The sequence below is a fragment of the Streptomyces sp. P5F9 genome (genome assembly GCF_057961495.1).
This window is the reverse complement of record NZ_JBXVPZ010000677.1, coordinates 1-3,847: the sequence shown is the minus strand read 5'-3', so window position 1 is coordinate 3,847 and position 3,847 is coordinate 1. Positions and strand designations below refer to the sequence as shown.

At 72.0% G+C, this 3,847-nt stretch carries 4 protein-coding genes; 3 read left to right on the top strand and 1 reads right to left on the bottom strand.

The genetic code is table 11. The features are described from left to right. Window positions 1–607: aminotransferase class I/II-fold pyridoxal phosphate-dependent enzyme (locus AC31A1_RS48310; protein ID WP_489659411.1), on the bottom strand; the 607-nt coding region annotated here is incomplete at its 3' end. 146 nt (window positions 608–753) lie between these two features. On the opposite strand from AC31A1_RS48310, the gene bioB reads away from it, so the two are divergent. From bioB to bioD, 3 genes are all read left to right on the top strand, one after another. After that, entirely contained in the window at window positions 754–1,956 is a 1,203-nt protein-coding gene (gene bioB, locus AC31A1_RS48305) for a biotin synthase BioB (RefSeq protein ID WP_489659410.1), read from the top strand. Beyond that, complete coding sequence (locus AC31A1_RS48300) at window positions 1,949–3,241, top strand: adenosylmethionine--8-amino-7-oxononanoate transaminase (RefSeq protein ID WP_489659409.1); 1,293 nt, start codon at window positions 1,949–1,951, stop codon at window positions 3,239–3,241. The genes bioB and AC31A1_RS48300 overlap by 8 nt, the downstream gene beginning before the upstream one ends. Window position 3,242: 1 nt before the next feature. Continuing rightward, on the top strand, window positions 3,243–3,847 hold a 605-nt coding region (gene bioD / locus AC31A1_RS48295; protein WP_489659408.1), incomplete at its 3' end, for a dethiobiotin synthase.

Below are 3,847 nucleotides of genomic sequence, written 5' to 3'. Positions count from 1 at the left end.
CGCCCAGCACCCCGAGCCCGTGCGCGTCGTCGAGCAGCAGCCCCGCCCCGAACTCCCGGCACGCCTCGGCGAGCGCCCCCACCGGCGCCGCGTCCCCGTCGACGGAGAACACCGAGTCGGACACGACGACAGCCTGCCCGTCATGTGTCCGCAGCGCCTTGCGCACCCCGTCCGGGTCCGCGTGTCCTACGACCTGGGTCGCACCCCGGGCCAGCCGGCAGCCGTCGATGAGGGAGGCGTGGTTGCCCGCGTCGGAGACGATCAGCGAGCCGTGCGGCGCGAGCGTGGTGACCGCGGCGAGGTTGGCCGCGTAGCCGGAGGAGAAGACGAGGGCCGCCTCGAACCCGGTGAACTCGGCCAGTTCGCGCTCCAGTTGGGCATGCAGCTCGGTCGTACCGGTGACCAGCCGCGACCCGGTCGACCCCCCGCCCCAGGTCCGCGCCGCATCGGCGGCCCCCTCGACGACCTCCGGGTGATGGGCCAGACCCAGGTAGTCGTTGCTCGCGAGATCGAGGAGCGGCGAGTCGGCGGCACGGGGCCGCAGGGTCCGTACGAGCCCGGCGCGACGGCGCTGTTCCGCCTGCTCGTCGATCCAGCCGAACGCCATGGTTCCTCCGGGCTTTTGTAGGCAGTGCACAGACACTAATCGGACGACGAGCCGCCCATGGTGTGGTGATACCCACATGCCCGGGGCCATGTCTTGTGCAATCTCTCCTTGGCCGCGGGCGGTCCCGTAGGACAGGATCGGATCTCATGGACCTGCTGAACACGCTCGTGGACAAGGGGCTTCGGCGCGAGCTGCCGACCCGTGCGGAAGCTCTCGCCGTCCTCTCCACCTCGGACGACGACCTGCTGGATGTCGTGGCCGCGGCCGGAAAGGTGCGCCGGCACTGGTTCGGCCGACGGGTGAAGCTCAACTATCTCGTCAACCTGAAGTCCGGCCTGTGCCCCGAGGACTGCTCGTACTGCTCGCAGCGGCTCGGCTCCAAGGCCGAGATCCTGAAGTACACGTGGCTGAAACCCGACGCTGCCTCGAAGGCGGCGGCGGCCGGTGTGGCGGGAGGCGCCAAGCGCGTCTGCCTGGTCGCCTCCGGCCGGGGTCCGACCGACCGGGACGTGGACAGGGTCGCGGGCACCATCAAGGCGATCAAGGACCAGAACGAGGGCGTCGAGGTGTGCGCCTGCCTCGGCCTGCTCTCCGACGGCCAGGCCGACCGGCTGCGCGAGGCCGGCGCGGACGCCTACAACCACAACCTCAACACGTCCGAGTCGACGTACGGCGACATCACGACCACCCACACGTACGCCGACCGCGTCGACACGGTGCAGAAGGCGCACGCGGCCGGTCTGTCCGCCTGCTCCGGCCTGATCGCCGGCATGGGCGAGAGCGACGAGGACCTGGTCGACGTCGTCTTCTCCCTCCGCGACCTGGACCCCGACTCGGTGCCGGTGAACTTCCTGATCCCGATGGAGGGCACCCCGCTCGCCGCCGAGTGGCACCTCACCCCGCAGCGCTGTCTGCGCATCCTCGCGATGGTCCGCTTCGTCTGCCCGGACGTCGAGGTCCGTATCGCGGGCGGCCGTGAGGTCCACCTGCGCACGATGCAGCCCCTCGCCCTGAACCTCGCCAACTCGATCTTCCTCGGCGACTACCTCACCAGCGAGGGCCAGGCCGGCCACGCCGACCTGGAGATGATCGCGGACGCGGGCTTCGAGGTGGAGGGCGCGGGCGAGGTGACGCTGCCGCGGCACCGGGCGACGGCGGGCGGCTGCGGATCGCACGAGGACGCCGGGTGCGGTGGGAGCTGCGGCGGGCACGAGAGCGCCGGAGTCTGCGGTTCCGCTCCCGCTTCCACGTCTACGTCCGCTGCCGCGCCGCAGGTCGACGAGGTGCGCCGGGATCTGGTCTCCGTACGCCGTCGAGGTGCCGGAACGGACATCGCGCCCAATGCCTGACCCGACCGGCCGCCTGCCCGTCCCGGAACTGCTGGAGCTGGACCGGCGGCACGTCTGGCATCCGTACGGTCCGATGCCCGGCCGTGCCGACCCGCTCGTCGTGGAGTCGGCGAGCGGGGTGCGGCTCCGGCTGGCCGACGGCGGGGGCGAGTTGGTCGACGGGATGTCGTCCTGGTGGTCGGCGATCCATGGCTACAACCACCCCGTGCTCAACGAGGCCGCGCGGGAGCAGCTCGGCCGGATGAGCCATGTGATGTTCGGCGGGCTCACGCACGAGCCCGCCGTACGCCTGGCGAAGCTCCTTGTCGACATGTCACCCGACGGTCTGGAACACGTCTTCCTCGCCGACTCCGGTTCGGTGTCGGTCGAGGTGGCGGTGAAGATGTGCCTCCAGTACTGGCGCTCGCTCGGCCGCCCCGCGAAACAGCGCCTGCTGACCTGGCGCGGCGGCTACCACGGCGACACCTGGCAGCCGATGTCGGTGTGCGACCCCGAGGGCGGGATGCACGAGCTGTGGTCGGGCGTGCTGCCCCGGCAGGTGTTCGTGGACGCGCCTCCGGCCGAGTACGAGGAGTCGTACGCCGACCGACTGCGCTCGGCGATCGGGCGGCACGCGCACGAACTGGCCGCGGTGATCGTGGAGCCAGTGGTGCAGGGCGCGGGCGGGATGCGGTTCCACTCCCCCGCGTATCTGCGGGTGCTGCGCGAGGCGTGCGACGCGCACGACGTGCTGCTGGTGTTCGACGAGATCGCGACGGGTTTCGGCCGCACGGGCGCGCTGTTCGCGGCGGAGCACGCGGCGGTGACGCCGGACGTGATGTGCGTGGGCAAGGCGCTGACCGGCGGCTACATGACGATGGCGGCGACGCTGTGCACGTCACGCGTGGCCGAGGGCATCTCGCGGGGCGAGGTACCGGTCCTCGCCCACGGCCCGACCTTCATGGGCAACCCGCTGGCGGCTTCCGTGGCCTGCGCCTCGCTCGAACTCCTCCTGAACCAGGACTGGTTGACGGAGGTCAAGCGCATCGAGACGGGCCTGCGGGAGGGCCTGGCCCCGGCGTCGGAGATCCCGGGCGTGCAGGACGTCCGCGTCCTCGGCGCCATCGGCGTGGTCCAGCTCGACCACGCCGTCGACATGAAGGCCGCCACGGACGCGGCCGTACGCGAGGGCGTCTGGCTACGGCCGTTCCGCGACCTCGTCTACACGATGCCGCCGTACGTCACGGGCGACACCGACCTGGCTCGGATCGCCCGCGCGGTGTGCGCGGCGGCGCGGGAGGGTTGACATGCCGGTACTGGTGATCACGGGCACGGGCACGGAGGTCGGCAAGACGGTCACCACGGCCGCGGTCGCGGCAGCGGCGGTGGCGGCCGGCCGTACGGTGGCCGTCCTGAAGGCCGCCCAGACGGGTCTACGGCCAAAGGAGCGCGGGGACGCCGACGAGGTGGCGAGGCTCGCGGGTACGGTCACGGCGACCGAACTCGCCCGGTATCCCGAGCCGTTGGCACCCGGCACGGCCGCACGCCGGGCCGGTCTCGCGCCGGTACGCCCGCACGAAGTCGTGGAAGCCGCCCAGAAGTTGGCCACCGAGCACGACCTGGTGCTGGTCGAGGGCGCGGGCGGGCTGCTCGTACGGTTCGACGCGGAGGGCGGCACGCTGGCGGACGCGGCGCGGCTGCTGGGGGCGCCGGTCCTGGTGGTGGCGTCGGCGGGCCTCGGCACCCTGAACACGACGGAACTGACGGCCCGTGAACTCCGTTCCCAGGGGCTCGACCTGCTGGGCGTGGTGATCGGCAGCTGGCCCAACTCACCTGACCTGGCGTCGCGTTGCAATGTGGCCGACTTGCCGGAGGTGGCGGGGGCACCGCTGCTCGGGGCGTTGCCGGAGGG

Coding starts and splice junctions, on each gene's coding strand:
- bioB (WP_489659410.1), top strand. CDS start 754: ATGGACCTGCTGAACACGCTCGTGGACAAGGGGCTTCGGCGCGAGCTG.
- AC31A1_RS48300 (WP_489659409.1), top strand. CDS start 1,949: ATGCCTGACCCGACCGGCCGCCTGCCCGTCCCGGAACTGCTGGAGCTG.